The 26,150-nt window shown below is 73.0% G+C and carries 13 protein-coding genes; 5 read left to right on the plus strand and 8 right to left on the minus strand.

Features of this window, described 5'->3' with window-relative positions; genetic code table 11:
* Nucleotides 1-60 precede the first annotated feature (60 nt).
* The 5 genes from K7C98_RS22375 to K7C98_RS22395 all read right to left on the minus strand — a co-directional run bounded on the left by K7C98_RS22375 (nucleotide 61) and on the right by K7C98_RS22395 (nucleotide 14,994).
* Complete coding sequence (locus K7C98_RS22375; protein WP_224193762.1) at nucleotides 61-7,833, minus strand: tetratricopeptide repeat protein; 7,773 nt, start codon at nucleotides 7,831-7,833, stop codon at nucleotides 61-63.
* A 279-nt stretch (nucleotides 7,834-8,112) separates the two neighbouring features.
* Nucleotides 8,113-10,356, minus strand: coding sequence for a hypothetical protein (locus K7C98_RS22380; protein WP_224193763.1), 2,244 nt, complete (start codon nucleotides 10,354-10,356; stop codon nucleotides 8,113-8,115).
* Between the two features lie 133 nt (nucleotides 10,357-10,489).
* Complete coding sequence (locus tag K7C98_RS22385) at nucleotides 10,490-11,956, minus strand: hypothetical protein (RefSeq protein WP_224193764.1); 1,467 nt, start codon at nucleotides 11,954-11,956, stop codon at nucleotides 10,490-10,492.
* Nucleotides 11,957-12,197: 241 nt separating this feature from the next.
* Complete coding sequence (locus K7C98_RS22390; RefSeq protein ID WP_224193765.1) at nucleotides 12,198-14,603, minus strand: S46 family peptidase; 2,406 nt, start codon at nucleotides 14,601-14,603, stop codon at nucleotides 12,198-12,200.
* 31 nt (nucleotides 14,604-14,634) lie between these two features.
* Nucleotides 14,635-14,994: a DUF962 domain-containing protein gene (locus tag K7C98_RS22395; RefSeq protein ID WP_224193766.1), complete on the minus strand. Its 360-nt coding sequence runs from the start codon at nucleotides 14,992-14,994 to the stop codon at nucleotides 14,635-14,637.
* A gap of 653 nt (nucleotides 14,995-15,647) precedes the next feature.
* Here K7C98_RS22395 and amrA point away from each other — a divergent pair.
* The 3 genes from amrA (at nucleotide 15,648) to K7C98_RS22410 (ending at nucleotide 18,296) form a co-directional block, all read left to right on the plus strand.
* Nucleotides 15,648-16,325 (plus strand): AmmeMemoRadiSam system protein A, encoded by a 678-nt coding sequence (gene amrA / locus K7C98_RS22400; RefSeq protein WP_224193993.1) that lies wholly within the window; start codon nucleotides 15,648-15,650, stop codon nucleotides 16,323-16,325.
* A gap of 484 nt (nucleotides 16,326-16,809) precedes the next feature.
* Nucleotides 16,810-17,454 (plus strand): adenylate kinase, encoded by a 645-nt coding sequence (locus K7C98_RS22405; protein ID WP_224193767.1) that lies wholly within the window; start codon nucleotides 16,810-16,812, stop codon nucleotides 17,452-17,454.
* An 8-nt stretch (nucleotides 17,455-17,462) separates the two neighbouring features.
* Nucleotides 17,463-18,296: a CDP-alcohol phosphatidyltransferase family protein gene (locus K7C98_RS22410; RefSeq protein ID WP_224193768.1), complete on the plus strand. Its 834-nt coding sequence runs from the start codon at nucleotides 17,463-17,465 to the stop codon at nucleotides 18,294-18,296.
* Nucleotides 18,297-18,541: 245 nt separating this feature from the next.
* Here the strand turns inward: K7C98_RS22410 and K7C98_RS22415 are convergent, their stop codons facing one another.
* From K7C98_RS22415 to K7C98_RS22425, 3 genes are all read right to left on the minus strand, one after another.
* Entirely contained in the window at nucleotides 18,542-19,492 is a 951-nt protein-coding gene (locus K7C98_RS22415; protein ID WP_224193769.1) for a ribulose phosphate epimerase, read from the minus strand.
* A 114-nt stretch (nucleotides 19,493-19,606) separates the two neighbouring features.
* Nucleotides 19,607-20,692 (minus strand): hypothetical protein, encoded by a 1,086-nt coding sequence (locus K7C98_RS22420; protein WP_224193770.1) that lies wholly within the window; start codon nucleotides 20,690-20,692, stop codon nucleotides 19,607-19,609.
* A 25-nt stretch (nucleotides 20,693-20,717) separates the two neighbouring features.
* Nucleotides 20,718-21,791 carry a hypothetical protein gene (locus tag K7C98_RS22425; protein WP_224193771.1) on the minus strand — a complete coding sequence of 358 codons (1,074 nt, stop codon included), beginning with the start codon at nucleotides 21,789-21,791 and terminating at the stop codon, nucleotides 20,718-20,720.
* 311 nt (nucleotides 21,792-22,102) lie between these two features.
* Between K7C98_RS22425 and K7C98_RS22430 the strand changes: the two genes are divergently transcribed.
* Together K7C98_RS22430 and odhB are read left to right on the plus strand one after the other, a co-directional pair.
* Nucleotides 22,103-24,892 (plus strand): 2-oxoglutarate dehydrogenase E1 component, encoded by a 2,790-nt coding sequence (locus K7C98_RS22430; protein WP_224193772.1) that lies wholly within the window; start codon nucleotides 22,103-22,105, stop codon nucleotides 24,890-24,892.
* Complete coding sequence (gene odhB / locus K7C98_RS22435; protein WP_224193773.1) at nucleotides 24,885-26,150, plus strand: 2-oxoglutarate dehydrogenase complex dihydrolipoyllysine-residue succinyltransferase; 1,266 nt, start codon at nucleotides 24,885-24,887, stop codon at nucleotides 26,148-26,150. Before K7C98_RS22430 ends, odhB begins: the two co-directional genes overlap by 8 nt.

Genomic DNA, 26,150 nt, shown 5'->3' on the forward strand with positions numbered 1-26,150 from the left:
GGCGAGAGGCGAGGCCCCGATGGTGGGACCTCGCCTCCGTCGCTGCGACACGCGGGCGAGCTACAGCTCGCCGATCGAGCGCAGGAAGTCGCTGGCCTCGGCGCAGTTGGGGTCCTCCATCAACGCCTTCCTGCCCCACAGCACGGCCTTCTGGCGGTCACCGCGCCGCTCGGCGATGTAGCCCTGACGCAGGTACGCGACGGCCCGGCTCATCGGCGCGGCCTCCATCAAGGCGATGCTGCGGAGCACGCGGATGGCGAGGTCGTAGTCCTCGAGCTTCTCGGCCAACGCGGCCAGCGCGACCGCGACGTCGCCGTTGTTGCGGTCGGTGTTGTGGGCCTCCTTGAGCCAGTGCAGCTCCTGCTCGTAGTCGCCGTGCGCGCCCGCGACCATCGCCTTGCGGTACTGCAGGGCGCACAGGTCGGGGGTGCGGCGGCCCTTCAACGCCTCGATCGCGGCGTCGAGGATCGCGTCGGCCTCCTCGAACTGCTCGGCGGCGGCGTAGGCCTCGACGAGCAGCAGGTTGACCTGCTGGTCGTGGGGGCGGATCTTCAGCGCCTGCTTGAGCGCGTCGGCGGCCGCGGCCGCGTCCTCGTCGAGCAGCAGCTCGCCGGCCTGGCGCAGCACGAGGAAGCGCGCCGAGTCGTCGGCGATCGTCCCGGCCTCGGTGATGAGCAGCCGCGCCAGCGCCGGGTAGTCCTCCGACTCCTCGTAGATCTGCTTCAGCCGCGCGCGCACGGCCTCGTTCTTCGGCTGGGCCCGATGCGCCGCCTCGAGCCCCGCCTGGGCCTCGCCGGGTCGCCCGACCTTCTCGGTCGCCTCGACCAGCTGCATCACCGCCTTGATCTGCTCCTCGCCCGACTCGGCGGCGACCAGCCTGGTCGCGCTCTCGATCACGCTCTCCCACCGACCCGAGGCGATGTCCATCGCCGTCAGCTGCCGCAGCGCGTCGGTGTCGCCCGGGGCGTGCTCGACCCATCCGGCCAGCGCGTGGCGGGCCTGGTCGTCGGCGCCTTCCTTGCGCAGGATGTCGACGAGCCGCATCGTCGCGGTCCGCTCGCCGTCGCGGTCGTCGCGCTTGGCGGCGGCGCTGCGCCAGCGCTCGAGGCCGTCGATGAGGTCGGGGATCAGCTCGGCGCCGACCAGGCCGTAGGCCTCCTCGAGGTCGGCGGTGGCGCGGGCCTCGTCACCGACGATCATGCGCAGCTCGGCGCGGCGGCGCAGGAACTCGACCTGGTCGTCGCGCTCGAGCGGGCGCCAGTCGAGCGCCTTGGTCAGCTCCTCGACGGCGCCGGCGTGCTCGCCGGTGTCGCACAGGCGGCCGATGAACTCGCGCAGCAGCTCGTTGTCGTTGGGGTCGATGGCGACGGCGATCCGCAGGACCTCGGCCGACTTGGCGGCGTCCATCAATTGGTCGACGTAGATCGACGAGGCCTCGCGCAGCAGCCCGACCGCCTTGATCGGGTCGATGGCGCGCTCGGCCGAGGAGACCAGCAGGGCCGCCAGCCGCTCGAACTCGCCGCGGTCGCGGTACCAGCCCTCGAGGCGCTCGCGCAGCGCGTCGCTCTCGGGCACGAGCTTGTAGCCGGCCTCGAGCACGCGGCTCACCGCCTCGAGCTCGCCGAGCTTGTCGTACTGCCCCGCGAGGTCGAGCGCGAGCCGGACCGCCGGCTCGCCGGCCTCGATCGCCAGCAGGCGCTCGCCGATCTCCGCCCGCTCGCGCGGGTCGTGGTCGGCGTCGAACAGGCCCAGCAGCGCCTCGATCAGCTGCCGGCTCTGCGGCGCGAAGTCGAGGGCCGTGCGGTACACCGAGACCGCCTCGTCGGGCTGGGTCTTGCGCAACAGGTCGCCGAGGCGCAGCGAGGCCGCGATCACGCCCTCGGTGTCGCCGGCGCCCTGCGCGGTCAGCAGCTGCTGGTTCAGCAGGTCGACCAGCTCCGAGTCGTAACCTGTCTTTTCAAACACCTCGGCGAGCAGCTGCTCGGCCTGCTTGTGGCCCGGCTCCTCCATCAGCACGTCCTTGAGCAGGCGCACCACGTCCTGCTCGTGGCCGCTGCCCTGCAGCAGGGTCGGCACCAGGTCGAGGCGCAGCGCGTTGCGCTCGCCGACATCGGCGAGGCTCGGCAGCGTCGACTCGACCAGCTGCTGCAGGCGCGACTCGTCGCCGGACTTGCGGTACACGTCCATCAGCGGCGCCCACACGGCCTTGTTGCTCGGCTCCTGCAGCAGCAGGTCCTCGTAGATCTCGGCCGCGAGCGCCAGCTGGTCGGCCTGCGCCGCGGCGAGGCCGGCCAGCTCGAGCCCGAGCTCGAAGGCCCGCGGCAGGTGCCAGTGGGCCGCCGAGTCGCGCACGTGGTCGACGGCGCCGCGCAGGTCGCCGGCGGCCTTGCGGCGCTCGGCCAGGGTCAAGAGCGTCCGGGCGACGAACTCGCCGCTGCCCTCGCGATCGCCGCTCAGCTCGATCATGCGGACCAGCAGCTTCTCGGAGCGCTCGGCCTCGCCGAGCTCGAGCGCGAGGTCGGAGGCGTCCTGCGCGACCTTGGGGTCGACGCCGTCGCCGGCGACCTTGCTCTCGAGGTAGGCCAGCAGCGCCGGCCGGTCGCCGAGCTTGCGCACGATCTGCTCGTACATCTCGCCGAGCTCCTTGTGGTCGGGCGCGGCGGCGACGGCCCGGCGCAGGATCGGCTCGGCGACGTCGAGCCGCGGCTCGGTCTGCAGCGCGCGGCGCATCGCCGCCACCCCGGCGTCGCGCGACTCGGGGCTGGCCAGGCGGATCTCCGCCAGGCCGAACGCCGCGCGGGCGCGGACCTCCGGCGACATCGTGTCGTCGGTCGAGCCGGCGATCCGCTCGAGCAGCTCGATCTGCCGCGCCGAGTCGCCCTTGGCGGCGGCGATCCGGGCCAGGCCCATCCACGCCTCGACGACCCGCCGGCCGCCGGCCTCGACGCGGGAGTACAGCTCGGCGGCGCGGTCGTGGTCGGCGAACTCGCGCTCGACGATCTCGGCTGCCCGAAGGAGCAGGTCGGCCTGAAGCCCGGCGTCTTGCTTGCGGCGGGCGCGGTCGACGAGGGCGATCACGGCGTCGACGTAGCGCGCGCTGTGGCCGAGGCGCGCCGCCTGCTCGGCCGCGGCCTCGTGCAGCTCGGCCGCGCCGGGGTCGTCCTGCAGCGCCTGCAGCCGCAGCCCGAGCGCCTCGTCGGCCTGGCCGGTGGCGTCGAGCGCGTCGGCGAGGTCGGCGAGGATCGCGGCGCGGCTGGCCGGCTCCTGCGCGGCCTCGAGGCGCGAGCGCAGCACCCGGACGAGCAGCGGCGCGTCGCCGCGGCTCCGCAGCGCGCGCTGCAGCTTGCGGGCCTCGCGGTCGTCCTGCAGCGCGGCGTCGACGGCCGAGCCGAGCAGCTCCTCGGCGAGGTCGGCCTGGCCGCGGCCCTCGGCCAGGCGGCTCAGCTCGTACTGCGCCTCGGCGATGCCGATCAGCTTCTCGTCGCCGTCGACCCCGCGACGGCGCGCGGCCAGCAGCAGCGCGCGGTAGCTGCGTTCGGCGCGGGCGAGATCACCTGTATCTCGGGACAGCTCGGCGAGCATCTGCAGGCTGGCGACGTCGCCGACGTCGATCGCGGTCGCCAGCTCGAGCTGGGCCAGCGCGGCCTTGTCGTCGCCGAGCGCCCGCGCGACCTGGGCCAGCTTGTAGTGGACCTGGGCGCGCTCGGGCGGGCGTCGGCGGCCGAATTCGGCCACCAGCCGCTCCAGCACCTGCTGGGCGTGCTCCCAGCGCCCGCCGCTGATCAGCGCGTCGCCGAGGTAGACGAGCACGCCGCGGTCGTCGGGCACGAGCGCGTGCAGGCGCTCGAGCACCGGGATCGCGCGGTCGAGCTCGCCGAGCTTGTCGCGCACGATCGCCGCCGCCTCGTAGAGGAACGCCAGCACCTGCTCGCGCTCGCTGGTGTGCTCGGCCGCGACCTGCAGCAGCGACGCCAGCGGCTCCCAGTCGCCGGCCTCGCGCTCGAGCCGGATCAGCAGGTCGCGCGTGCGCGCCTCGGCCGGGTGGTCGGCGACGGCGCGGCTCAGCACCTCGATCGCCTTGATGTTGCGACCGGCGCCGAGCAGCGCGTCGCTGAGGCCGAGCACGATGTCGGTGCGCTCGGGCCCGTCGGGCGTGCGGACCAGCCGCTCGGTCAACCACGGCACCGCCTCGGCCGGCTCGCGGCGGGCCATGTGCAGGCGGGCCAGCGCGTCGAGGTTGTGGAACTCGGGCGTCAGCGCGGCGGCGCGGCGGTGGCTGGCGAGCGCGAGCTCGACGTCGCCGATCCGCCGCTCGGCCAGCTCGGCCAGCTGCGTCCACAGCCGGATCGCACGCGGCTTGTCGCCGACCTGCTCGAGCCGCTCCGCGTGCTCGCCGAGGAACTTCGCCAGCTCGTCGGGGCTGGCGCGGTCGCCGAGCACCGCGGTCAAAGCCGCCAGCGACGGGTCGTGGCTGGGGTCGTCGCGCAGGTTGTGGCGCAGGGCCTCGACCCGCCCGCCGCGCTGCTCGATGACGCCGACCAGGCGGGCGATCTCGAGGCGCAGCGCCAGCCGGCGCGCGGCGTCGGGCTCGCGCGACAGCTCGTGCTTGCGCAGCTTGAGCAGCTCGGGGAACCGCTCCTCGGCCTCGAGCAGCGGCCCGAGCAGGCGCAGCACCTCGAGGTCGTCGGGGGCCGAGTCGAGCGCCGCCTCGTACAGGCCGATCGCGCGCTGGCGATCGCCGAGCTCGGCGAAGGTCGCGGCTGCCCGAACGCGCATGTTCTGAGAGACAGCCTGTTCGAAGGGCAAGGTCGCCGTCTTGGCCAGCAGCTCGGCCGCGGCCCGGCGGTCGCCGTCCTGCTCGGACAGCTGCGCCAGCTTCTGCGCGGCCCAGCCGACGCAGGCGTCGTTGCTGCGCCGGCCGGTGGTCGCGACCCCGCGGCTCCACAGCGCGGTCGCGCGGGCCAGCAGGCGCTGGAGGATGTCGCGCGTGATGTCGGTGTCGCCGAGCAGCCCGAGCGCCAGCTCCGAGGCCTCGTACAGGTGGTCGAAGTCGGTCTCGCTCAGCTGGTCGAGCGCCAGCAGCGTGTCGATCAAGGCCGGCTCCGGCGCCTCGCGCTGCAGGTCGACCAGCATGTCCAGCCGCTCGCGCTGGCCCGGACGCGCCGCCACCGAGCGCAGCAACGCCTCGCGCGCGGCCGGGAAGTCGCCGCGCTGGTCGCGGTGCCACTGGGCCACGCGGGCGGCGAGGAAGGCGTAGACGTCGGGCGCCAGGGTGGTGCGGGCGGCGTTGGCGGCTGCCTCGAGGGACAGGGTCAGGCGGTCCCAGCCGCCGCGCTCGCCGGCCAGGCCCTCGGCCAGCGCGAGCGCGGCGTCGTCGATCTTCTGGTCGGCGACGATCTGCCCGAGCAGCGCGTGCGCGACCGCCGAGAAGTCGCCGACCGCCGCGGCGCTGCGGATCGCCCCGCGCACCGCCTCGGCGTCGCCGCGCACCGCCGACAGCACCGCCTGGTAGGCCGTCAGCGCCGTCGCGGCGTCGTTCAGCTTGTGCTCGGCCAGCCGCGCCTCGGCCAGCCGCAGCTCGGTCGCGCGGTGCGGCTCGCCGGCGATCGTCACCCCGGCGGCGGCGTGGAACGCCGCGGTCGCGGGCCGGAAGTCACCTGTCTCTTCGGACAGTCGCAGGAGGTCGCGCTCGATCGCCCGGTCGGCCGGCGCCAGCGGGAACGCCCGGGCCAGCGCGGCCACGGCGGCCGCCTTGTCGCCGGTGTGCACCTCGTGCAGCCGCGCCGTCTCGCGCAGGATGTCGACCTGGCGCACCGCGTCGCCCTCGGCCCCGGCCAGCCGGGCGTCGACGATCGCCGCCAGCTCGGCCCACTCGCCGCGCCCGCGGTACAGCTTGCCGAGCACCTCGACCGCCTGCTGCCGGCCCTCGGTCTCGAGCGTCGCCAACAAACCGGCGCGCGCGCCGGCGTGGGCCGGGTCGGCCGTCAGCGCGGCGTCGTAGCAGGCGACCGCGCGGCCCGGGCGGGCGAGCTGGACGCGGAACACCTCGCCGAGGCGGGTCGAGAGGTCGGCCAGGCGCGCGGTGCCGCGACCGGCTGCCCGATCGAGCAGGTCCGAAAGGTCAGGCCAGCGCGTGACCTTGGCCAGCAGCGAGGCCAGCGCCTCGACCGTCTCGTCCGACTCGCCGAACTCGCGCACGAACTCCTGCCAGGTGGCGATCGCCCCCGGCAGGTCGGCGAGCTGCTCGGCCTGGATCGCCGCGATCTGCCGCAGGTCGGCGCGCCGCTGGTGGGCGGGCACGGGGCCGCCGGCGCGCTGGCGCAGCACGTCGACGACCTCGCTCCAGCGGCCCAGCCCCGTGAGCACCTCGACCGCGGCCACCAGCGCCTCGACGTCCTCGGCGTCGAGGGCCAGCCGGGCCCGCCAGCTCTTCAGCGAGCGCTCCGGATCACCTGACCCGAAGGCCAGCTTGGCCGCCTCGCCGAGCACCGTCGTCTGCGCCGGCCCCGACTCGAGCTCGCCGAGCCGCTCGAGCACCGTCAGCCGCTCCGCCGCCTGCCCGGACTGCGCCAGCAGGTCGTCGAGCAGCCGCGCCACCCGCAGCGCCAGCGCGTGGTCGGCCTGCGGCTCGGCCAGCACCTTCTGGTACAGCTCGATCGCCCCGGCCGCGTCGCCCAGCTCCTCGCGCGCGACGTCGCCGGCCTCGGCCCACAGCGCCGCCCGCCGGCCCGCGTCCGCCTCGCTGCCCGCCGCGGCCGTCAGGCCCTTCACGTGCAGCGCGTGCTCGCCGTGCAGCTCGGCGAGGTGCCGCAAGCGCCGGTGGTCGTCGACCGAGCCCGGCAGCAGCTCGACCACCGCGACGTAGTGCTCCAGCGCCGCGGCGGGCTGCCCGGCCACGACCAGGCGCTCGCCGAGCTCGCGGTGGAGCCCGATCGACGCCTGCGGGTCGGCGAACCCGAGCGCGACCCCGAGGATCCGGATGACCTCGTCGCGCTTGCCGACGCCGTCGTAGCTGCTGCGCAGCAGGTCGAGCGCGCCGGAGCGGACCGCGGTCGAGGCCTCGGGCAGCACCAGGATCCGCTCGAGCAGGGCCCAGCCGGCCTCGTCGGCGGCGTTGCCCTGCAGCAGGCCGCGGACCTCCTCGAGCGCCTCGCCCGGCTGCGCCAGGCGGTCGAGCCACAGCTCGGCGATCTTGACCGGCAGGCCCTCGGTCGCCTCGCGCCCGAGCAGCTCGATCCGCCGCTTGTACAAGGAAATGAGATCGCGGTGGCGGCCCTGCTTCTCGAGCAGGCGCTCGAGCGCGGCCTCGAGGCGAGCGTCGGCCGGGCGCAGGCCCAGCAGCTGCTGCATGTAGTCGACGGCGTGGTCGGGCTGGCCGGCGAAGTCGCGGGCGATGTCGGTCGCCTCTTCGAGGATCTGGATCCGCCGCGCCTCGGCGATCGGGGCCTTCAGCGTCTGGTCGTACAGCGCCAGCAGCTCGCTCCAGCGCTCGTTCAGGGTCGAGATCGCGGTCAGCCGCTGGAACGCCCACTCGTCGTCGGGCACGACCGCGAGCACCCGCCGCAGCGCCTCGGTGAGCGCCGCCTCGTCCTCCGGGAACCACTCCTCGAAGAAGGCGACGGCGCGCTGGCCCACCACGGTGGCCGCCGCCGGCGTCAGCTCCTTCGCCAGGATCTCGCGATACAGCGCCGCGATGGCGGCCGCGCGCTCCAGCGGCTCGCCGAGCGCCTCGACCTCGTCCCAGCGGTCGGCCCGCTCGGGCTCGCTGCGGACCGCCGCCGCCGCGCTGTCGAAGCCCTTCTCATCGGGGATACGCGAAGATGTGTCTGCCATCGGATGCCTCGTCCTTGCCCTAACCCGGCGCCGCGCCTGCGCGCTCAGAGGGGCGCGCCGCGCCCGTATCGGCCAGGGTTGCACCATACCAGGGTTTGTCTGTCCCGCGGGCCGGCCGGGCCGCGCACCCCCGCGCCTGGCGCGACGTCCTCGCGGACCACCACGCGTCGCGACGCGGGCACATTTCCGCGCGCCGCATCGCCCGCGACGTCCCGCGACGTCACAGCGGCCCGCGACCCGCGCCCCGCGTCACCGGCTCGTCGCCGGAGATCGATCCGCTCAGCGACCCGAACGCGCCCGCGACAGCACCACCGCCGGCTCGCTGTCGCCGAGGAACCGCCGCAGCCACGCGTGGCAACGGGGCAGCACCTGCGCGGGCGCCAGTGACACCGCGTCGGGCATGTGCAGCAGCAAGATCTCGGCGACTCGCTGCGGCGCCCATGATTGCCGGGCCACCCACTGCCAGTCGACCGCGATCTGCCCGCGCCGCTCCTCGGGGAAGGCGGCCGCCACCGCCTCCGGCCGCGTCAGCGCCGCGAGCAGCGCCTGGACATCGTTCCGCCGGATCTCCACGCGCGCGGGCACGAGCCGGCGGTCGATCGCATATAAAAGGATGACGACCACGAACGCAGCCAGGCGCTGCAGCCGCGGACCGTGCTCGTGCTCCGTCGCCGCGCGCGCGCGGGCCAGCTCGAGGTCTCGCGCCAGCTCGGGCGCGCCGTCGGGCGTCAGCCGACTCGCCAGCTCGAGCGCGGCGTCGATGTGGAGCAGCCGCGGACTGAGATGACCGGCGCTGCGCGGCCCGGGCGGGCGCGTCTCGCCGAGCTCCGCGAGCAAGGCCCGGTCGAGCGCCGCGTCGAGGTCCTGATCGCGGGCGAGGACCACCTCGAGCACCTCGCGCTGCAGCACCTCGTCGTCGGCGGCGAGGCTGACCAGCGTCAGCTCGAGCAGCAGGGCGCGCTGGAACAGATCTCGCACCGCCCGCACCTCGGGCGGCGGCGTCTCGGCGAACAGCGCCGCCGTCGTCACCGGACAGGCCGCGCCGCCCTCCGCGAGCAGGTAGCCGAGCGGCGCGGCGCGCAGCAGCGGCAACGCGAACGTGCCCCACATCTCCTGCAGCTCCGCCAGCGCCACGAACAGCGGCCGCGGCCGGATCGCCCCCGGCAGCGTGTCGAACAGGCGCTCGCGCCCCGGCAACCCGCGGTGCAGCACGAACGCGTGCTCCGGTCGCCACCACCCCGCGCGCCGGCCGAACACCAGGAGCCGCGCCATCGCGTCGTCGACGTCGCCGACCGCACCCTCGACCGCCGCGAGCCCCCCCGGCATCTCCGCCCGCACCGCCGCGATCGGACACCCGCCGCTCGCCCAGCTCTGGGCGGCGGCCCGCAGCACCGCCTCGCCGGCCTCCGCCAGCGCGGGATCGCGGCCGAGCGCGTCGCCCAGCGCCGGATGATCGTGCAGCCCCGCGGCCGCGACCAGCGGCGCCAACCACTCGGCCCGCTCCGCCGCGGGGATCGGGCTGTCGCGGTCGGCGACGATCCGCGCCATGAGAAGGCGATGCGCCGGTCGCTGCGGATCGAGCACGGCCAGCAGCTGCCGCTGCAGGCCCTCGAGCGAGTCGGGGGCGACGTCGGTGCGGGCCAGCAGCACCGTCAACATCGCCAGCGAGACCGGTCGCCGCGCCAACGCGAGCAGCGCCGGCGAGCCGTCGATCGCCGCCCGCACGCGCTCGACCAGCGCCGGCTCGAAGTCCCCCGGCAGCCGGACCCATCGCTCGACGAAGCGGCCGATCGCCGGCCGCGACAGCGTCTGCAGGTACACCCGCCGCAGCGACCCGGCCGCGCGCAGCGCCTCGAGCTCCGGCACGTCGGCCGAGCGCGTGGTCAAAAGGACAGGTGCCCCCGCCGCGCACAGCTCCGCCGCCCACCCGCCGACCGCCGCGCGGGTCGCCGGCGGCAGCTCGTCGAGCCCGCAGATCAGCAACAGCGGCCGCTCCCGCCGCGCCTGCAGCCCGGCGGCGACGAACCCCGGCTCGAACCCGCGGCGCACGTCGTGCTCGACCAGCGACCACCAGCGCCGCAACGCCTCGGCCGCCGTCTCGCAGCTGTCCCAGCGGACATCCATGCCGAGCATGCCGAGCGGGCCGCGGACCGTCCGCCCGCACACCACGAGCGGCACCGGCAGCGCGTCGCCGAGGCGAGCCCGCGCCGGCCCGCCCGCCGGACCGCACAGCCCGAGCAGCAGGTCCTGGACCACCGTGCACCCGCCGGCACGCGTCGAGCCGATCACCCACAGCGGAGAGATGTCCTTTCCGTCATGTCCTACGAGACATGTCTCGAGGGGCATACTGTCGTCCTCCAGCTCCGGCTCGGCGGCGTCGGCGACCGGCCGGGGGCCGACGCGGAGGGTGCGACAGAGCTCGTGCCAGGCGACGGCCTGGTCGGGCGACATCAGATCGTCGACGAAGGACTGTCCGAGGCGGAGCTCCAGCCAGTGGCGGTAGGTCTGGTCGGCCCCGGACATCGTCCAGGAAATCGTGCCCTACCCTCGGCGGGAGCGCCAAAAGCCCGGCGCAGCCGGCGGCTTCTGCCCAGGCCGCTCGGAGGTCGCCCGCCCCCGCGCACGCGCCGCCGAAGCGTGCACGGTCTTGCGCGCCTCAGGGAGCCGCGCGGAGCTCCTGGGCCATGGCGTCGAGCAGGCAGTCGAACCCGCCCGCGAGGTCGGTGGCGCAGGCCGACTCGAAGCAGCAACGCGTGGCCGACTCGTCGGCCGGGGTGTTCGGGTCATCGGCGACGTCGAGTTCCTCGCAGAGCTGGCGGATCCGCCCCGGCGGCAGCGCATTCCCGCTGTCCGGGCCGGTGCACCCGGGGCCGATCCCGAACTCGAATTCCTTCTCCGCCGGCGTGTCGCTGTCGCCCGGAGGAATGCCGTCCTGCGTCCAGCCGCGGTGCACGAGGTCGCCGATCCCCGTCTCCGGGATCCCCGTGATCACCAGCATGAACACCGGCGAGCCCTGCTGCTCGCGCAGATTGTCGATCAGGTACCCGCTGTAGCGCGAGAGCGGCTGCAGCACGCCCTTCTCCTCCGGCACGCACGACTCGTACACGCCGTCGACGTCGCCGTCCTCGCAGGTCATGCTGGCGTTCCAGCACACCGCGCTGGTCGGCTCTTTTTTGGCACCCGGGATCCCAAGCTCGTCCTCCCAGAACTGGTTGAACTCGGGGTCGTCCTCGTTCTTGGGGTCGAAGTGCCGCAGGTCCTTGGGCGAGCAGTCGGTCTCGTCGGTGAGGATGACGATCCCGAGCGCCGCGCCGGGCCGCATGAACGGCTCGGGGCCCTGGTTCCACGGCTTGTTGGGGTCGAGCGCCTGGATCATCGACTCGAGCGGGGCCTCGAAGCCGCAGCCGTCGATGCCCTGCGGGACGATGCACTCGAGCGCCGCGAGCACCTGATCGCCGTCGACTTCGCCGAGGACGTTGCTCAGGTCGCCGTGAAAGTGCACGAAGGGATCGGCGGGGACCGCGTGCTCCTCCGCGGGACAGCGGTCGAGGCAGACCTCGGGGCGCATCTCCGGACCGGAGCCGAGCCCGGTGAAGCGCTCCAGCCGGTCGACGCAGGCGGTGGTGATCGGCGCGCCCTTGGCCGGCTCGTAGTCCACCTTCGCGAACGGATCGCAATTCGGATGGCCCATGTCCGTGGTCGTCACCATCACGTGCACGTCGGGCACCACGGGCAGCCCATCGGCGCCGACCAGGTCGCGCAGGCGCGTGACCAGGTGCGGCAGCGCGGCCACCAGGTGCGCCTGCTTGTCGGCCATGTTCGCCGAGTTGTCGACGACGAACAGCAGGTCGAGGCGGTTGCACCCGCCCGTCTCCTCGCAGCCCGATCCACCGCCGACGTCGGGAATATCGTGGGGGTGGGCGGTGGTCACCGTCGAACCCGGCGACGGTTCGCTCGTCGCCGTGGTCGTGGTCGGCGAGCCCTCGGTCGCCCCGGTCGCCCCGGTCGCCCCGCTCGTGTCCCCGCCGGTGCCGTCGGCCGTGTCGGTCGCCTGCTCCGGGCTCTTGGGGCCGCAGGCCACCAGCGAGAGCAGCACCAGCGAGGGGACGAGGGTCGCGCGCATGCACCTTCGACACCGGCCGGTACGAGGTCGTCCGTGACCTGCCCGCGTGCGCTCGCCATCGGCCGCGGCGCGACGGAAGCCCTAGCGTGCGGCCAGACGCGCGAGCCGGTGGTGAATCGCCTCGTGTCTCGATAGACATGTCCTCTTCGCCATGCCGTCAAGGCCATGTCCCGGAGAACATGTCGCATCGCGCAGCCGCGCAGCCCCCCTACCGGGGCGCCTTCAGGACGCGACGGCCGGCTCACCCGCGGACGCGGCGGCGGCGGAGCCACAGCAGCCCGGCGAGCAGCCACCACGGCGCGGCCGTCTCGGCGCCGCTGGTGCAGCCGCAGCCGCGGCGCTCCTGCGGGCACGTCTCCCGCTCGGGCTCCGCGGCGGCGGTGTGCGGCGGTGCCCGGCCGTCGCCGACCTGGGCGCGGGCACCGGCGACCCGCAGCGCGGCGACGCCGAGCTCCTGCAGCAGCGCCTCGGCGTCCTCGACCTGGTCGAGCAGCCACAACATGTAGCGGACGTCGACGATGACGTTGCGCGAGCGCTCGCTGTAGCCGAAGTCGCCGGCGATGTTCTCCCACACGCGGTCGAAGTTGAGGCCGACGAACTGGCCGCGGCCGTTGATGACCGGGCTGCCCGAGTTGCCGCCGGTGGTGTCGGCGCTCGACAGGAAGTCGATCGGCACGTCGCCGAGGACCGGGTCGGCCCAGTAGGTCGAGCTGGCCTTCGGGACAGCCGCGAGCACGCGCTCGGGCATGGTGAACGGCTCCTCGCCGGTGACCTTGGCCATCTGCCCCGTCAGCGTCGTCTGCGGGGTCGCCATCAGCCCCTCGCGCGGCGTGTAGCCGGCGATCGAGGCGTACGAGAAGCGCAGCGTGCCGTTGGCGTCGGGGTAGACCGGGCCGGAGCGGACCTTGCGGAGCATCGTGAAGTAGCTCGGGCCGAGCCGCGACAGCGCGCCCGCGCGGCTCTCCGCCCGCGCCTCGGCGGCCTCGATCGCCGGGGCCAGGGCCAGCGCCAGCGCGACGAACGGATCGCCGCTGGCCGACAAGGCCGCCGGGTCGGCGGCGTCGAACAGCGCCTTCGCCTTGCCCTCGCCCAGCAGCTTGCTGCGGGCGATCAGCTGGCGCGCCTGCTTGAGGTAGCCGGTGCGCGCGCCGCTCGCGTCCGGCGCCTCCTTCGCCGCGGCTGCCTCGGGGGACATGTTTTTGAAGGCATCCAGCTTCCAGTCGGCCGGCAGCGCCTGCGCGCGGGCGATCACCGACGCCAGCAGGTGCGCGTCGACCTCGGCGTCGAAGTCGCGGAGGCGCCGCTCCTGGCGGTCCCACAGCTTCTTCTCGTTGCGGTCCATGTAGCCGGCCGAGCGCTCGAGGTCGGGCTTTTGCCGCTCGCGCGCGCGCCGGACCAGGTCGATCGCCAGCCCGAGCAGGTTGGGCCCGTTCGGCACCTGCTCGAGCAGGTAGTCGTGGGCGAAGCTGGCCTTGCGGTCCTCGCTGAGCTTGCGCAGCGCCGGCAGCACCTGCTGGTACGCGCGCTCGCCCGACTCCTCGGCCCACTTCTCGAGCGCGGCCTCCTCGGCGCGGCGGCGGGCGACGAGGCCGATCGCCGAGAACCCGGCGAGCATGCCGCGGGCGTTCTTGAGGCGGTTGGCGAGGCTCTTCTTCGCCGACGCCACCTTGATCTCGCGGGCGTGGTCCTGCGCCCCGAGCTCCTCGAGGATCGCCACCCACTCGCCGAGCAGGTCGACGCGGGCCGGGAAGATCTGCGACTCGTGGCGCTCGACCTCCGACAGCGGCAGGTAGCGCTCGGTGTTGCCGGGGTAGCCGAGCACCGCCACGAAGTCGCCGGCCTTGACCCCCTCGTGCGCCACCGGCAGCCACGCCTGCGGCTTGTACGGCACGTTGGCCTCCGCGCGCTCGGCCGGCTCGCCGCCGGGGCCGACGTAGGCGCGCAGCAGCGTGAAGTCGCCGGTGTGACGCGGCCACATCCAGTTGTCGATCTCGCCGCCGAACTCGCCGATCGCCGAGGGCGGCGCGTACACCAGCCGCACGTCCCGCAGCTCGCGGTAGGTGAAGCGCTGGAACTGGCTCATGTTGTAGAAGGCCGCCACCTCGCAGCGCAGCCCGCCGCCGGGCGCCTCGCAGGTCTCGACGAGCTGCTTGCGCGCCTTGTCGATCGCCCTGGCGCGCGCGCGGTCGTCGGACAGCGCGTCGGCGCCGGCCAGCACCTCGGCGGTGACGTCGTCGATGCGCTCGAGCACCCGCACCGACAGGCCCTTGCCCGGCAGCTCCTCGGCGCGCGCGCGGGCGAGGAAGCCGTCCTTGAGGTAGTCGTGCTCGACGCTGCTGACGGCCTGGATCGCCGCGTGGGCGCAGTGATGATTGGTGGCGATCAGGCCCTCGGACGACACGAAGGCCGCGGAGCAGCCCGAGAGGTTGACCGCGGCCCGCATCAAGCCGGTGTTGTCGCTCCACAGCTGCTCCAGCGGCAGCTCGAGGCCCATCGCGCTCAGCTTGTCGCGGTCGAGCTCGACGATCTGGCCGGGCGTCCACTGGCCCTCGTCGGCGTGAGCCGGTGCGGCCACCAGCGAGACGGCGGCGACGAGCCCGAGGCAGCGGGCGGAGCGCGAGAGGACGAGGTGCGGCCGGGTGGACATCCCGGCCACCATAGCAGCGCGAGATCGGCGCTCAAAGCCCGACGATCGAGCGGGCGCGGCGAGCGAACGGGAAATGGATGCCGACCAGCTCGAGCACCTCGACCAGCACCATCAACGGCCCCATGAGCCACGAGATCGGCCGCTTGAGCAGCGCCGGCTTGTTGCCCTCGATGCGGTGCCCCGCGATCTGGACCGCCCAGCCGATCGTCCACCCGATCACGAACATCTTCCAGCTCGTGGTGACCACGGCGCCGACGCCGGTGACCACCAGGATCGGCACGCCGAACATGTGCGTGAGCCGATTGAGCGGGTGGCGGTGCTCGTTCAGGTAGTACGCGAACTCGCGGGTCCAGAACTCGTCGATGCTGTCGATCCGATCCAGGGTGCTCACGGGTCCTGTTGTATCGCATCCCCGGCGCCGCAGGCACACCCGCCTGCGCGGCGGCGCGCCTGCCGACCTGTCGCCGTCGACGGCGTGACGACCCCGGCGTCCTCCGGCTCGGCGGCGGGCCGGGGCGGCGCGGCGCCGGAGCTCGGCTGTCCCTCCGGACAGGTCGGAGATCTCGGCCGGCGCCTGCGGCCGACGATCGGCCGCGCCCCGATCCCGTGTCGCTCCAGCCGGCCGGTGCCGAGGTCGTGAGCGCCGACGCGGCGAGGACGGGCGGCGTCGGCGTGAGCTCCTCGCCGGGGCCGCGAGCGCCGACGCGGCGAGGACGGGCGCCGGCGTGAGCTCCTCGCCGGGGCCCGCTCGCGGCCGAAGCAGCCGCGGCGGGCCGCGTCGGCGCCTCGCCGGCTCGTGAAGAAAGAAGGAGTCGCGCCGGTCGGCGCGAGCGAGGAGCAGTCGCGGCGGACGTCGAGGTTGGCGGCGTGGCGTCGGCGGCGAAGCGGCTGCGACGACGCCGCCTTGCGCACGCGCACGGACAACTGCCCGGCGCCGGCACCGGTCGCCGAACTCGACGAGGCGACCGCGGATCGCGACGACGCGGCCCGCATTTTTTCGTCGACGTCGCCGCCCGAAGGATCCATAGTTCGCCCGCGTTGGACATGGCAAAAGCCCCCTTCCCCGAGCCGCTCTCCGAGGCGACCCGTCGTTGGCTGCTTCACCTCGCCCGCCGGGCGCTGCGCGACTCCATGGCCGCGAAGGACCCCGACGCGCGGGACCTCCCGGTCGGCGTGGCGGAGCGGCCCGTCGATCCGCGGCTCGACGCGCCGGCGCGGGTGTTCGTGTCGTGGCACGACGTGCGCGAGCTGGTCGGCTGCATCGGTTCGCTCGAGCCGTGGCCCAACCTCGAGCAGGCCGTCGTGCGCTACGCGGTGCAGGCGGGGCTCCACGATCCGCGGACCTCGCCGGCGCGTCCGTCCCGGTGGACTCGGATGAACGGAGAGATCTCGGTCCTCGGCGAGCCGCTCCAGCTCGAGTGCGTCGGCCTCGAGGCGATCGCCGAGGCCGTCATGCCCGGCCGCGACGGCGTGATCCTCGGCATCGGTTCGCGCCAGGCCGTGTTCCTCCCGGTGGTGTGGCGCCAGCTGCCGCGCCCGCACGACTTCCTGGCCGCGCTCATGCGCAAGGCCGGGCTGTCGCCGGTGCACGACGGCCCGAAGATCCGCGCGCGCACCTTCCTCAGCGAGACCTTCGGTGAGCCCGTGGTCACGCCGGCCCACCCGAGCACCGCGACCAGCCACGCCGGCAGCAACAACTTGCTCGTGCAGTACGTGCACTGAGCGGCTCGCCGCCTCGCTGTTCGGCCCCGCCGGCTCCTCGCCTGCGGGGCTGTTCGCTTTCTGAAGACAGAAAGATCCAGACGGCCGTGGACGTCGGGCCGACGTCCGCCGGTGTCGCGCTGGCCGTTCGCGTCGTGGTTCCCTCCGTCCCGCCGACGCTCGTGGCCGGCTCTCGCTCCGCGCGGCGGTTTTCCCCGGCGCGCGAGGCCGGCTCTGCGCGGCGCGTCTCGCCGTTCGCAGTCGTCACGCGCCGTTCTCGTCGCGAGCTGCGCGTGATCTTCTTTCTACTTCTCCGGCGCGTGGCATCGTTCGCGGCTGCGGCCGCTTCCGCGGCGTCCTGGAGCGGCTGGCGGGGCGATCGGCGGCGGGGCGCGCGGACGGAAACCTTGCGGGGTCCCGCGGGCCCGTGTCACAGTTGCCGCGCCAACGGGCCTTTTCGCGCATGTGCGCGGCGGGGCCCGCACCACCCTGCGAGCTTGACCTCATGCGTACGATCCTCATCGGCCCGCCCGGCGCCGGCAAAGGCACCCAGGCCCAATTCATCGTCCGGACCCACGGGATCCCCCACATCTCCTCGGGGGACATGTTGCGGGAGGCGGTGCGCAACGGCACCGAGCTGGGCAAGAAGGCCGACGCGGCGATGAAGCTCGGCCACCTCGTCGCCGACGACGTCGTCATCGGCATGGTGATCGAGCGGATCAGCCGGCCGGACTGCAGCCGGGGCTTCTTGCTCGACGGCTTCCCGCGCACGCGGCCGCAGGCCGAGGCGCTGGACGTCGCGCTCGCCGCCGCCGGCGTCACGCTCGACGCCGTGGTGTTGTTCGAGGTGCCGGACTCGCTGATCGTCGAGCGGGTGACCGGGCGGCGCAGCGACCCGGAGACCGGCGCCATCTACCACCTCAAGTTCAACCCGCCGCCGCCCGAGGCCGCCGGGCGGCTGGTCCACCGCAGCGACGACTTCGAGTCCGCCGTGACGGCGCGGCTCGACAAGTACCACCGCGAGACCGCGCCGATCATCCCGTTCTACGAGGCCAAGGGCCTGCTCAAGCGGATCGACGGCGTCGGCGCGCCCGACGAGGTCACCGCCCGGTTGCTCGCGGTCCTCGGCGGGCCGCGCGCCGCGAGCTGAGGCGAACAATGTCGAAGGTCCCGTATCTCGCGCCGAACTTCATCACCGTGGGCGCCATGGCCTGCGGCCTCGGAGCGATGCTGCTGGCCCACCGCGGCGACTACGTCGCCGCCGCGTGGCTGCTGCTGTTCTCGACCTTCCTCGACCGGGCCGACGGGTTCGTCGCCCGCCGGCTGCAGGCCACCAGCAGCTTCGGCGTGCAGATGGACTCGTTCGCCGACTTCTTCAACTTCGGCGTGGTCCCGCCGTTTTTGGTGCTCTCGGCGCTGAGCTCGACGCCCGGCCTGCCCTACGGGTCAGGTTCGGGTCTGGCGTGGGCGCTGCTCGCCGCCGGTCTGTGGCTGGCGGCCGCGGCCGTCCGGCTGGCGCGCTTCAACGTCTTGAGCGACGCCGAGATCAGCGACAAGACCATCTTCCACGGCGTGCCCACCACCCTGGCCGCCGGCCTTTTGGTCGACTGGTTCCTCGTCTGCCTCAAGTACGGCGGGCCCGACAACCCGCTGGCCGCGCCCGACCGGTTCGCCGAGGGCCGGCTGTTCGGCGACCTGCAGCTCGGGCCCGAGGTGTGGTGCGCGTTCCCGTGGGCGATGATCGTCGGCGCGCTGCTGATGGTCTCGAACCTGCGCAACAAGAAGTTCGGCGCGCTGCGCTACCGCTGGGCCAACCTCGTCGTCGCCGCGCTGTCGCTGGTCGCGTTCGCGTTCCTCGTCATGCGCGTCTACCCGGAGTTCATGGTCCTGCTGCCGTCGACCTGGCTGGCCATCTGGCTGGTGTGGGGCCAGATCGGCCCCGGCTACCGCGGCCAGCCCAAGCCGCCGCTGTTCCCCGTCGGCGACGAGTGAGCCGCCCGGCGCGAGCATGTCCCTGCGGACAGCTCGCGTCGGTGACGAGGTCCGCGGCGGAGCATGTCTGGGAGGACATGTCTCGCGTCACAGGTCCCGTGGGACAGCTCGAACCGCCGCGCAGACCCGGCGACGAAGACGGACAGTCACCGCGCCGGCAAATTAAAAACGGCGAGCCGACTGCAGCCGGCTCGCTCGTCCGTCGCGGGCCGCCGCGCGCCGGCAGGGCGCGTGGCGGCGGGGCGTCACGCCGGGATGGCGCAGGCGCCGATGTTCTCCTGGCCGGGAGGGGCCATGCCCTCGGTGTACCAGGGCACGCACTCCTGGCCGCCGGCCATGCCGGGGCAGGTGTTGGGCTCGGTGACGTTGCAGTACGAGCTGCAGCAGCCGTCGGCGTTGTCGCAGTCGGGGACGGTCTCGGGCGCGGCGCAGTAGAGGCCGTAGTCGCACACGTTGACGTAGGCGCACGGGTCGCCGTAGGCGCCCATGTCGCCGCTGGCGTCGAAGTCGCAGATGAACTGGTCGACGAAGTCCCAGAAGCAGATCTGGCCGGCGGGGCAGCTCTGGACCAGCGGGTCGCAGGTCTCGAGGCAGAGGATCAGCACGCCGTCGTTCGACACGTCGCAGGTCTGGCCGCTGTCGCAGGTCGGCGCGTCGGGCGTGCCCTTGCACATGTCGATGCAGGAGCCGTTGTTGTTCTCGTCGAAGTACCAGCAGAGCAGGCCGACGTCGCAGGTGTCGATGCCGCTGACGGCGCTGCCCTCGACGGTGCAGGGGTCGCCTTCCTTGCCCGGGTTGGCGTTGACCGGCGAGCACTTGGTCGCGTTCCACGAGCTGCCGCCGTTGTCGGCCCACGGCATGCACTTCTGGCCGGCCGGACAATCTTGCGTCCACACGTCGCACTCCTTCGTGCCGCCGCCGCCGTCGGGCGGGGTGATGAAGGAGCCGGTGCTGCTCTCGGTGCCGGCCGTCGCGGAGTCGTCGGTCGGGTTGGGGTTGGTGGTCGAGGTCGGGTTCGGGCCCGAGGTCGTCCCGTTGGTCGGGTCGCTCCCGGCCGACGTGTCGGAGTCCGTATCGTCGTTGGTCGGGTTGGTGCTCGGGTTGGTCGCGTTCGTCCCCGAGCCCTTTTCGTCGTCGCCACAGCCCACCAGCGCCAGCGCGGCCCCGATGATGGTGAATCGAACGTACTTAAGCATGTTTTGTCTCCTTCGCCGGCGCATGCGGCGCTCGTCTCGGCATCATTGGCCAAAGCGGGCCCGGACGCAAACACGATCGCAGCAAGCCGCTCGGTCCGATCGGAGTCCGATCCTCTAGCCGCGCTGGAGGTCGTAGATCATGTTCTTGGTGCCAGCTGCCGCGCAGGTCGCGTGGGCCACCGTTCTGAGCCCCGGCGTGGCCACGAACTTGCGGTCCTTGAACACCTTGAACGGGTAGCGGTCGCGCAGTGCGCGATATCGCGCCTGCTCCTGATCTCGCAGCCGATGGCTCAGGAGCGGCGAAATCGGGTCGTTGCTGCGCTCCTCGCGGATGTCGAGCGCCGCCGAGTCGGTCGCGAACGCGGCGAGCAGCTCGGGGCGCTCGTGCTCGGCCGCCCCGGCGCCCACCGACCAGGCGTGCCACTCGCGGCCGAGCGCGTCGTCGGTGGCCTCGGCGGTGCGGACCACCTGGACGCCGCTGCCGGTCGGCAAGGCGAACAGCACCGGCCCGATCACGCCGCGCTGGACCCGCTCGACGCTCACGCCCTCGCTCCCGTGCAGGCGGACGAACAGCGCCTCGGCGTCGAGATCGGCGCAGCGGTACACCATGGCCCGGAACGCCTCGCTGGCGGCCGCCGTCTCGCCGTCCTTGTCGAGGTCGATGACCTTGCGCCGCCACAGCGAGGCCACCTGCGTCAGCTCGATCTGCAGGCGCACGTACACCCCGCTGGCGTCGAGCTTGGTCAGCTCGATGCGGAACGCGGCCGTGCCGCTGGCGGGGTCGTGGCGGCGCAGCAGCACCCGCTGATGGTCGACCGGCGCCAGCTCGCGGTCCTGCAGCTTCTCGTAGTAGGCGTGCTTGGCGGCCAGGCGGGCGAACAGCTCGGCCTCGTCGGCGCGGGCCTCCAGGGCCGCGCGGTCGCCCAGGCGCGCGAGCGACTCGCGGGCCACGCTCTTGTCGGTCAAGGCGCGCGTCAGGCTGGCCAGGTTGGGCAGGCCGGCGCGCGAGTCGAGGTAGAGCTCACTGTGGAGGCCGAGGCGCAGCGACTCGGCCAGCGTCTCGAGGGTCTGCTGCAGCGGGCGGCGCTCGGGGAACGCGTTGGACAGGCGGGCCGCGTGCAGCGAGCGGCCCAACAGCTCGAGGTAGGTCGCCGCCTCGGGCAGCACCAGCGCCTGGGTGTGCAGCGCGACGACGGTCATCGTCACCTCTCGGAGTGAGGGCCGCTCAGGGGGCCGAGGGCGTGGCGGCGGCCGGGCCGCCGTCGCGGCGCTTGATCGCCTTGTCGACGGCCGCCTGGATCCGCGCCTCCTCGACCTCCTTCGACTTGCGGAGGTTGTCCTCGAGCACCGCCGTGGTCTTCTCGTCGAAGGTGTCGAGCTCCTTGACCAGGGTGTCGAGGTTGCTGCGGAAGAAGATCTGGGTGTCGCTGACGAACTGCGTGGTGACGTTCATCGACTCGGTCATCACGTCGAGGCTGCGCTTCATCTCGAGCATGACGGCCGAAGCGTCGGCGGCGCGGCCGATCGCCTGGATCTGGGCCGAGGCCATGTCGAGCTTGATCGACGACGCGGTGGTGTACTGCTGGATGTCCTGGGCGAGGTTGCGGATGGTGTCGGCCAGCTTGCGCGTGTTCTCCTTGAGGCGGGCGTAGCGCTCCTCGGCCGAGCCGTAGAGGAGGACGTTGCTCGAGTGCTCGGCGAGCTTGGCGCGGACCTTGTCGATGCTGGCCTGGATGTCGCGCTGCTCGACGCTGCCGGCCTCGGCGGCCTGCTCGTCGGCCTCGAGCTGCTCCTGCAGGGTCTTGAGCTCGAGCACGTAATTCAGGGCCTCGCGCTCGTTCTTGGCCATCTCGACGATGCGCACGTTGATGCGGTCGATCTCCTTGTAGAGGTCCTGCTCGCTCTGCTTGAGCGTGTCGACGTACTCGGCGGCCTCCTTCACGCGGCGGGCCGAGATCTGGTACTGCGCCTTCAGCAGCTCCTCGATCGAGCGCTGGCTCATGCCCATCGACCCGAGCCCGGGGATGTAGCTCAGGACCTCCTTGAAGCCGGCCCAGAACCCGCCCTTGGTGGCGGTGCCGTTGAGGTAATCGCTGAACTTGCGCAGCTTCTTGAGCTCGTCCGCCATCGCGGTCTGGATGGTCACGTTGCGCTCGCGCAGGACCTTGAGCTCTTCGACCTTGTTGTCCTGGATCGTGCGCTCTTTCTGGATGTCCGTCTCGAGCGACTTGACGGAGATCCCCTCACCGGAGTACGCGACCTGTCGGCTCAGGACGTCGAGGTTTGCCTTCGAGCTCATCGTGGGCGAAGGTTGACACAAATCGGCCGTGAAGGGGGCGGCAACTCGCGCCGCGAGCCTCGCCTCCGGCCGCGCCCTCGCGCGCGCCGCGGGACCGACGCGCCGCCCCGCGAATGCCAGCGCAAGCGAGCGAGCCTCGCCACGTCGGCCGCCGCGAGGCGAGGCTCGCTCGCGGGCTCGCGGCGCGCCCGCCGGTGAGCCGCCGGGGCGGGACCGGTGCCCGCCGCGCGATCTCCGCAGCGAATCCGGTGAAGCCGCGGTGGCCCCCTGCGTTGTCACGAACGCGCAAACGAGTATGCTGCGGCCGGCCTATGGATATCGAATCCACGCTCAGCGGGCACAACCTCGCCTTCCTCGAGGCCCTGTACGAGGCCTACGAGAAAGACCCCAGCTCGGTCGATCCGCAGTGGGTGCCGGTCTTGCGCGAGCTCGGCGCAAGCGGCGGGAAGGCGCCCGAATCCCTGCGCGCCGACACCCGCGAAGCCGAGCAGCTGTACCTGCAGAGCCGCGTCGACAAGCTGATCGAGAGCTTCCGCCTGCACGGCCACACCGCGGCGCAGATCGACCCGCTCGGCCGCCCGCGCGAGGCTCCGGCCGCGGGCCTCGACCCGGCCTACTTCGGCCTCGGCGAGGAGCACATGGACCGCGAGTTCGACCCCGGCCTGCTGATGCCCGGCCGGCGCGCGACCCTGCGCCAGATCTTCACCAAGCTGCTGAACACCTACTGCCGCAGCATCGGCGTCGAGTACTGGCACATGCAGAACCTCGAGCAGCGCACCTGGCTGCAGGCGCGCATGGAGGCGTGCGAGAACAAGGTCGTGCCGCCGCCGGCCGAGCAGCAGCGGCTGCTCAACCAGCTCGCCGGCGTGGAGGACGTCGACAAGTTCCTCCACACCAAATTCCTCGGCGCCAAGCGCTTCTCGGTCTCGGGCGCCGAGTCGATGATCTCGCTGATCGACACGGTGATCGAGGAGTCGGCCGAGCTCGGGGTCGGCGAGGTGTGCATCGGCATGGCCCACCGCGGCCGGCTCAACGTGCTGATGAGCATCATGGGCAAGCCGTTCGAGGACGTGTTCCTCGAGTTCGAGAAGTCGAACCACCCCGAGGAGCTGCTCGGCGCCGGCGACGTCAAGTACCACCTCGGCCACTTCCGCGAGTACAAGACCTCGCGCGGCCACGACATGTACCTGGCGCTGGCGTTCAACCCCAGCCACCTCGAGGCGATCACGCCGGTGATCGCCGGGCGCGTGCGCGGCAAGCAGGACCAGCTCGGCGACCTCGACGGCAGCCGCGTCATGGGCCTCACGCTCCACGGCGACGCCGCCTTCATCGGCCAGGGCGTGGTCCAGGAGACCCTCAACCTGTCGCGCCTGGCCGGCTACCGCACCGGCGGCAGCGTGCGCGTGGTCGTCAACAACCAGGTCGGCTTCACCACCGACCCGAAGGACGCCCGCTCGACGCCCTACGCGACCAGCATCGCCCACATGCTCGACGTGCCGATCTTCCACGTCAACGGCGACGACGTCGAGGCCGTGGTGTGGGTCGCGCGCCTGGCCGCCGGCTTCCGCCAGCGCTTCAAGACCGACGTCATCATCGACCTGGTGTGCTTCCGCCGCTTCGGCCACAACGAGGCCGACGACCCGACCTTCACCCAGCCGGTGATGTACGACCTGATCAAGGTGCACCCGTCGGTGCGCTCGATCTACCAGCGCGAGCTGATGGGCCGCGGCACCATCGGCGCCGCCGAGGCCGAGGCGATCGACGGCGCCTGGCTGGCCACCTTCGACCGCGCCCTCGCGGTCGCCCGCGGCGAGAACGCCCACAAGCCGCGCCTGCGGCCGATGCACGGCGTGTGGAGCCAGTTCCGCGGCGGCCCCGACCGCGACACCCCCGACGTGCCGACCCGCCTGCCGCGGCCCCAGCTCGACGAGCTGGCGGCGCGGATCGTCCGCTGGCCCGACGGCTTCAACATGCACGCCAAGGTCCAGCGGTTCGCGTCTGAACTGAAGGACATGTACTCCGGGGCAGCCCCGCTGACCTGGCAGGCCGCCGAGCTGCTGGCCTACGCCAGCCTGCTCAAGGCCGGCCACCCGGTCCGCTTCTCCGGCCAGGACGTGCAGCGCGGCACCTTCAGCCACCGCCACGCCGTCTACACCGACACCAAGACCGGCGCCGCCTGGTCGCCGCTGTTCGAGCTCGGCGAGGGCCAGGCCCGCTTCGAGATCTACAACAGCCCGCTGTCGGAGTACGGCGTGCTCGGGTTCGAGTTCGGCTACAGCATCTGCTCGCCGACCAACCTCGTGGTGTGGGAGGCCCAGTTCGGCGACTTCGGCAACGGCGCCCAGATCATCATCGACAACTTCATCGTCGCCAGCGAAGACAAGTGGAACCGCCTCAGCGGCCTGACGCTGATGCTGCCGCACGGCTACGAGGGCCAGGGGCCCGAGCACTCGAGCGCGCGGCTCGAGCGGTTCCTGCAGCTGTGCGCCGAGGACAACATCCAGGTCTGCAACCTCACCACCCCGGCGCAGGTGTTCCACGCGCTGCGGCGGCAGGTGCTGCGGCCGTGGCGCAAGCCGCTGGTGCTGATGACGCCGAAGAGCCTGCTGCGCTCGCGGCCGTCGTTCTCGCCGCTCGAGGCGTTCACCGACGGCGGGTTCGCCCGCGTCATCGACGACGAGCGGGCCGAGCCGGCCCAGGTCGAGCGGGTCATGCTGTGCAGCGGCAAGATCTACTACGACCTCGCCGAGGAGCGCGAGCAGCGGAAGGAGGGCCGCGTCGCCATCGTCCGCGTCGAGCAGCTGTACCCGTTCCCCGAGGCCCCGCTGCTGGCGGTCCTGGCCCGCTACCCGAACGCCCGCGAGCTGTACTGGGTGCAGGAGGAGCCGCGCAACTCCGGCGCGTGGAGCTTCGTCCGCGGCTGCCTCGGCGACGCCCTCGCCGCCCGCGACCAGCAGCGCCCGCTGAAGTACATCGGCCGGGCGGCCAGCGCGAGCCCGGCCACCGGCTCGCCCGACAGCCACGCCTACGAACGCAAGCTCATCCTCGAAGAAGCCTTCGCCAACCTGCCCGAAGCCGTCCGGAGTGCCGTCAATGCCTAGCCCCATTAAAGTCCCGCCCCTCGGCGAGTCCATCACCGAGGCCGTCGTCTCGTCCTGGCGCGTCAAGGCCGGCGACCGCGTGACCGTCGACCAACCGCTCGTCGAGCTCGAGACCGACAAGATCACCGTCGAGGTCCCCTCGCCCGCCGCCGGCGTGGTCTCCGAGATCTCCGCCGCTCAGGGCGCCAAGGTCAACGTCGGCGACACCATCGGCGTCATCGCCGAGGCCGGCCCGGCACCTGCTCCTTCGGGCACGTCCCCGGAGCCAGGTGCTTCAGGACAGGGCGCTCCGGACAGGTCCCAACAGGCAGCTCCTGCCCCGGCGCCCGCGCCGGCTCCGGCCAGGGCCGGCGGTGAGCCGATGCCGGCCGCCCGCGCCGAGGCCGGGCGCACCGGCGTCGACCTCGACAGCGTCAGCGGCACCGGCCGCGGCGGCCGCGTGCTGAAGGAGGACGTCCAGCGGGCCGCCGCCGCGCAGACGGCCGAGAGCGCCAAGAAGCCCGCGCCGGTCGAGGCCAGGGCGCCCGCCACCCCGCCGCCCGCGCGCCCGGCCGCCGGCGGCCGCGAGGAGATCGTCGCCATGACCCCGCTGCGCCGGCGCGTCGCCGAGCGGCTGGTCCAGGCCCAGCAGACCGCGGCGATCCTCACCACCTTCAACGAGGTCGACATGTCGGCCGTGTACCGCCTGCGCAACGCCTACAAGCAGGGCTTCGTCGACAAGCACGGCGCCAAGCTCGGCTTCATGTCGTTCTTCGTCAAGGCGTGCGTCTCGGCGCTCAAGACGTTCCCGGCGGTCAACGCCGAGATCCGCGGCGACGACATCGTCTACAAGCGCTACTACGACGTCGGCGTGGCCGTCGGCGGCGGCAAGGGCCTGGTCGTCCCGGTCGTCCGCGGCGCCGACCAGCTCGGCTTCGCCGACATCGAGAAGGAGATCGCCCGCCTGGCCGTGCGCGCCCGCGAGAACAAGCTGACGCTCGAGGAGCTCAGCGGCGGCACCTTCACCATCTCGAACGGCGGCATCTACGGCTCGATGCTGTCGACCCCGATCCTGAACCCGCCGCAGACCGGCATCCTCGGCCTCCACAACGTCGTCGAGCGCCCGATCGCGGTAAACGGCCAGGTCGAGATCCGCCCGATCATGTACCTCGCGCTGTCCTACGACCACCGCCTGGTCGACGGCCGCGAGGCGGTCCAGTTCCTCGTCCACGTCAAGGAGCGCGTCGAGGCGCCCGAGCGGCTGCTCCTCGACGTCTGA

It is taken from the genome of Nannocystis pusilla (genome assembly GCF_020073745.1).
Classification (GTDB): Bacteria; Myxococcota_A; Polyangia; order Nannocystales; family Nannocystaceae; genus Nannocystis; species Nannocystis radixulma.